The organism is Tenacibaculum sp. SG-28, assembly GCF_002954385.1.
GTDB lineage: Bacteria > Bacteroidota > Bacteroidia > Flavobacteriales > Flavobacteriaceae > Polaribacter.
Genome location: NZ_MQVY01000008.1, coordinates 1 through 4,781 on the forward strand (window position 1 = coordinate 1; position 4,781 = coordinate 4,781).

At 29.9% G+C, this 4,781-nt stretch carries 7 protein-coding genes; all 7 read left to right on the forward strand.

Annotated elements, in window-relative coordinates; all coding sequences use genetic code 11:
- The first annotated feature begins 55 nt into the window (after window positions 1-55).
- Entirely contained in the window at window positions 56-1,072 is a 1,017-nt protein-coding gene (locus BSU00_RS12610; protein ID WP_146104862.1) for a hypothetical protein, read from the forward strand.
- Between the two features lie 158 nt (window positions 1,073-1,230).
- Window positions 1,231-1,683, forward strand: coding sequence for a hypothetical protein (locus BSU00_RS12615; RefSeq protein WP_105004694.1), 453 nt, complete (start codon window positions 1,231-1,233; stop codon window positions 1,681-1,683).
- 157 nt (window positions 1,684-1,840) lie between these two features.
- Entirely contained in the window at window positions 1,841-2,392 is a 552-nt protein-coding gene (locus BSU00_RS12620; protein ID WP_105004695.1) for a GRAM domain-containing protein, read from the forward strand.
- A 155-nt stretch (window positions 2,393-2,547) separates the two neighbouring features.
- Window positions 2,548-3,153, forward strand: a complete 606-nt coding sequence (locus tag BSU00_RS12625) for a hypothetical protein (protein WP_105004696.1) — start codon at window positions 2,548-2,550, stop codon at window positions 3,151-3,153.
- Window positions 3,154-3,487: 334 nt separating this feature from the next.
- Window positions 3,488-3,778 carry an alpha/beta hydrolase-fold protein gene (locus tag BSU00_RS13765; RefSeq protein ID WP_255402360.1) on the forward strand — a complete coding sequence of 97 codons (291 nt, stop codon included), beginning with the start codon at window positions 3,488-3,490 and terminating at the stop codon, window positions 3,776-3,778.
- 8 nt (window positions 3,779-3,786) lie between these two features.
- The gene (locus BSU00_RS13770; RefSeq protein WP_255402361.1) at window positions 3,787-4,254 is read left to right on the forward strand and encodes an alpha/beta hydrolase; all 468 of its coding nucleotides are present in this window, start codon (window positions 3,787-3,789) and stop codon (window positions 4,252-4,254) included.
- A 95-nt stretch (window positions 4,255-4,349) separates the two neighbouring features.
- Window positions 4,350-4,544, forward strand: coding sequence for a hypothetical protein (locus BSU00_RS12640; protein WP_105004699.1), 195 nt, complete (start codon window positions 4,350-4,352; stop codon window positions 4,542-4,544).
- Window positions 4,545-4,781: the final 237 nt, after the last annotated feature.

Here is a 4,781-nt window from a genome sequence, read left to right on the forward strand (position 1 = left end):
TTAAAAAACCAACTATCAACCAATGATAAAATTCTTTAGAAAAATTCGCCAAAATATGATTAAAGAAAATAAGGTCACAAAATATTTATTATATGCTTTTGGAGAAATCATCCTCGTTATTATTGGGATTCTCATAGCTCTAAACCTCAATCAAAGAAGTGAACAACGAAAAGTTGAAGCTAAAATAGATGCCATTTTGGAAGATGTTCTTGAAGAATTGGCTGAAAATATTGAAAATTCGAATAACTTAATTAGGTTTTATCAAATTAAGGATACAATTTTTAATTTGATATTAAATGATAAATTAACCTATAGTGATTATGCAAACCCTAAAATACAAGGATTATATAATGCTACAACAATTTATAACACAGTTACTTTAAATAAGTATGCTTATGATAATTTGATGCTAAATATGGATGCGATTCCTCTTAAATATAAAAACATTGTCAATGAGTTAAATATTTTGCATACAAGCAGTAAAAACACTGTTGACGATTTTAGTGAATTAACAAAGAATATGGTAAATAATAACCTATTGGAACGATCTAGAAAATTTGATTGGTATTCTTCTCAGGTTCCACAGAAAAAAAATGAAGACTTTTTAAATTACATGTTGACCGATTACACATTCAAAAATAAAGTTCAAGATTTTCAAAACTTTGGCATTAGAAATCATTTAAAACATACTTTAATCTATAGAACAAGAGCAGTTAACATATATCAAAAACTAGCTGAATTAATCGGCAAGTCAATAAGTCATAAAAGTTTTGCTGTTGACTTTGTAATGACAAGGCCTTATTTAGGTTCTTTTAAAACTGAGCAAGCTCCTGGAGTCATATTTAAAAACTATTTAAAAGATGATAGGTTTTATGCAACAACTTCAGTGGATTCAATTCCTCAAGAATTTATCTTTTTATCAAAATCTAAATCAATTAATCTTACTAACTATTCATTCGCAACTATTGGAAGTGATGATGAAAAATTTTACTTTCGATATGACCAAGTGCCAGATGAAGTTCCCTCATCAACTTTTCTTCGTATTAAAGACTCTATAAGTAAAGTTGATTGACGCGAAAGGCAAAATAACGAAAGGCTAACAAGGTGTATAATTAATTGCGTAGTTGGTTAAGTTTATGAAAGTTCTTGCGCATAAATAACCCCAACCTATCGGAAAAAACGTAACTTTAAAAACGCAACAAATCATACACAAATCCGTTGTAACACATTATGAAAAAAATTCTACTTACATTATTTATTTCGGTATCTATTTTAAGTTGTAAAAAAGATAACAATTATGATAACGATGAGGAACTTTGTAAATTATTATCTAAAATGAAAAGTGATGACCAAAGAATACGCAAAATGGATTTGCTAAAAAATGGAACTTCTAGTCAAAAGGATTCACTTTGGAGAATTCAGAAACAAATTGATAAACATAATACTGAATTACTAATAGAAATAACAGAAAAACGTGGTTGGGTTAGTAAAAATGAGCTGGGTTGTGATGGAATGATCCCACCAGTCGTTATTTTCAGACATTCACCAAAAGAACACTTTGAAAAAATAAAAGAATTGATTGAAACGGAATATAATGCAGGACGAATTGGAGGTCTTGATTATACGTTTATCGAAAATCATTTGAAAGGAAGACCTGATTTTGATATTCAAATAGTTGAATAAAATACGTAATACAACAAGAGGGTATATTTTATTGTGGTGAAAGTGGTACTTTTGAAAAGTAACCACATAACCAAATTTTATGTTATATTTAATAATTTAGAGCCAAAATATCACTACAAACCATACCCCAAACGTTGTAATGCATTAAACCAAAATTATGGAAATAGGAACAAAAGTGATAAAATTGAGTTGGAAATACCGAATTATATCAGCCATTTTGACTGGACTTTTATATGTTGGAATATTAATGATATTTGACAACTTCTCCGACGAAGAACTTTATAGTTTAAACAGTCTAATTTTTCAAGGGATTTTTTTCGGAGTATTTATGGGATTAGGTTTTCCTTATGTAACCGAAAAGTTTGGTACTCGGTTTACATCAAAAATTGGAAAAAATATTAAACCTGAATTAACTCAAGATGAAGATATTGAAATTGAAGGTCCAGCAAATTTATTTCGTGGAATGGAAGGTGTTGGCGGAAAAATATTTTTAACTAGCAAAAAAGTGATTTTTAAATCTCATAAAATAAATATTCAAAAAGGACAAACTGACATTCTTTACGAGAATATTAACGAAATAATAAAAATAAAGACAGCTAAAATAATTGACAACGGAATTCGAATCAAAACAATTGACGGAAATGAATTTGACTTTGTTGTTAATAAAAGAGAAAAATGGATTGAAAAGCTGAATGAAAAAATTAAATAACGCACTACAACAATGGCTATAAGTAATTGCTTGTTCTCGCCTACTTCTGAAAATCCTCGCGGATTTTCAGTTTGGTGCGTACTTGCAAAGTTTAGTGCTAAACCACGCAACTACTCATAGCCGAGACCGTTACCACACATAAGAAAAACCAACCTATGAAACTATTAACAGGATTTTACATTTTTATTTTAATTACCAGTCTTTTAACAATTAACAACAACCTGAATGATTTATTAAATCCAACGATTATTATCAGTTTAATCGGAATTGCATCAGCAATATTATTTTTTACGAAAAAATCGAGTTTTTATTTTTTAGCGATTATTTGGATTATTGCCCAAATTCCATATTTGATAATTGGAGAATATACTATTGATTTTTCTCAATTTCTGAATTTTCATTTTTCTCTTAATATTGGTTCTTTGTCTTTAGGATTAAATGCTCAAATATTTTTGTTGTTTTTTATAAAACCGATTTTACTCTCTGAATTTCTATTTCAAAAAGTAACTTTCAAAGCATATACTGAAAATGATAAACTAAAAAGAGAGAATGAATATTCTTTTATCCCAACAGATATTATAGGAAAAAAATTAGTTGGGAATTCTGAAATTGAAATTGAAAAAGAAATTTATTCAAAAGTAGCGTTTGAACCTGGAAAAAGCGAAAAAATTAAAAAAGCCGGAATTACATTAATTCCTTCAAACAAAATTGGAAAAATAAATGCAACAGTTGAATATAAACTGAATAATAACGTGTGGTAACACCGTATATAATTTATTGCTAGTTCTAGACTACTTACGAAAATCCGCGAAGATTTTCATCTTGGTGTGTACTTGCAAAGTTTAGTGCTTAACCACGCAACTACTCATAGCCTAACCGTTGTAGCTAATAAGACACAACCCGTTTGTAACATTTCAACCTTTCTATCGTCTTTAAGCTTTAAACCAAAAAACCTTATAAATGGCAAAAAATGCATTACTATTTCTATCCGCAATTGCTCTATTGATTAGCTGTCAAAAAGATTCAAATAAGAACATTCATTTATCGGAAAAAAGCACAAAATCAGATTCTATCACAATAGGCTCCATCCATACCTTGACTTCTAAGCTTTTGGAGGAAGACAGAGAAATTGCTATTTCCCTACCAGAAGGTTACGAAAAAAGTAAGTCAAGTTATCCTGTTATTTATTTAACGGATGGCTTTCAAAATATAGAACACGTAAGAGGTTCAGTTGAACTTTTAACTAGGACAGGGCACATTCCGCCAATCATCATTGTAGGTATTAAAAGCATAGATAGAGTCCGTGATTTTACGTATTCGAAGAGTGAAAACAACCCAAAAAGTGGTGGTGGACAACAATTTCTATCATTTATCGAATTAGACTGATTCCTTACATCGATACGAACTACAGAACCAACAGTTTTAGAGTATTAGAAGGGCATTCACTTGGTGGTTTATTCACGGCTTCTACATTATTAGAAAAACCTAACCTTTTTCAAGGTTATATCATCATGAGTCCAGCTTTTTGGTGGAATGGTGAGGAACTTACTCAAAGTGCTAAAGCCTTCTTTACAACTCAGCTTAATCAGGAAAAGAAGTTATTTTTCGGAATTGGAAAAGACGAATCTACGGAGGATTTTGGGATGCGAAAAGAACTAGCCAACTTTATTAATGTTATTAAAGAAAGTAACCAAGAAAAGTTGCTCTACAGTCATAAAGAGTTTGAAAACGAAGGACATATGTCGTCTACTTTGCTATCTAACTATCATGGACTTAGACATATATTTTCTGACTTAAAATATTCAGACGATTTTATTTCAAATTATAATGATGAAGTTTTTTTAAAAAAGAAGAAGAACTAACTGCTAAATATGGCTCGAGTGCCAAGCGTACTGGTGAATCTTATTACAATTTAGGGGCTTCTATTTATCAAGAAAATTTATCAGGAGCTATCACCGTGTTTAAAAGAAGTGTAGAGGTATATCCAAACGATATGAACCTCATTACTACATTAGCTCAACTTTATGAAAAAAATAACGAAATAACCAACGCTATAGACACTTATAAACTTGCTATTGAAGTTTCTAAAAAAAATAATTACGGTAATGAAGAAAGTTATCAAAAGGAAATTGACAGGCTGAAAAGTAACTAGCTACAACACGGTGTATAAGCAATAGCGGTTTGAGTGTAAACTGGAACCGTTTTTTGTTTAAATAAAGTATATTGCTATTTGAAAAAGCAGTTGCCTATAATCCGCTACTGCTCATACACGAACCGTTATAATCAATCTATATAATTATCATGAAATTTGTATTAACAATTTTTTTAATGTTTCCACTAATAATTTTTGGGCAGAACAAAGGAAATAGTCACTTTTTTAAGTTATTAG

What these genes read in the sequence shown, in the direction of transcription:
- BSU00_RS12620 (WP_105004695.1), top strand. Translation starts at nt 1,841, where the DNA reads ATGGAAATAGGAACAAAAGTGATAAAATTGAGTTGGAAATACCGAATT.
- BSU00_RS12610 (WP_146104862.1), top strand. Translation starts at nt 56, where the DNA reads ATGATTAAAGAAAATAAGGTCACAAAATATTTATTATATGCTTTTGGA.
- BSU00_RS12625 (WP_105004696.1), top strand. Translation starts at nt 2,548, where the DNA reads ATGAAACTATTAACAGGATTTTACATTTTTATTTTAATTACCAGTCTT.
- BSU00_RS12615 (WP_105004694.1), top strand. Translation starts at nt 1,231, where the DNA reads ATGAAAAAAATTCTACTTACATTATTTATTTCGGTATCTATTTTAAGT.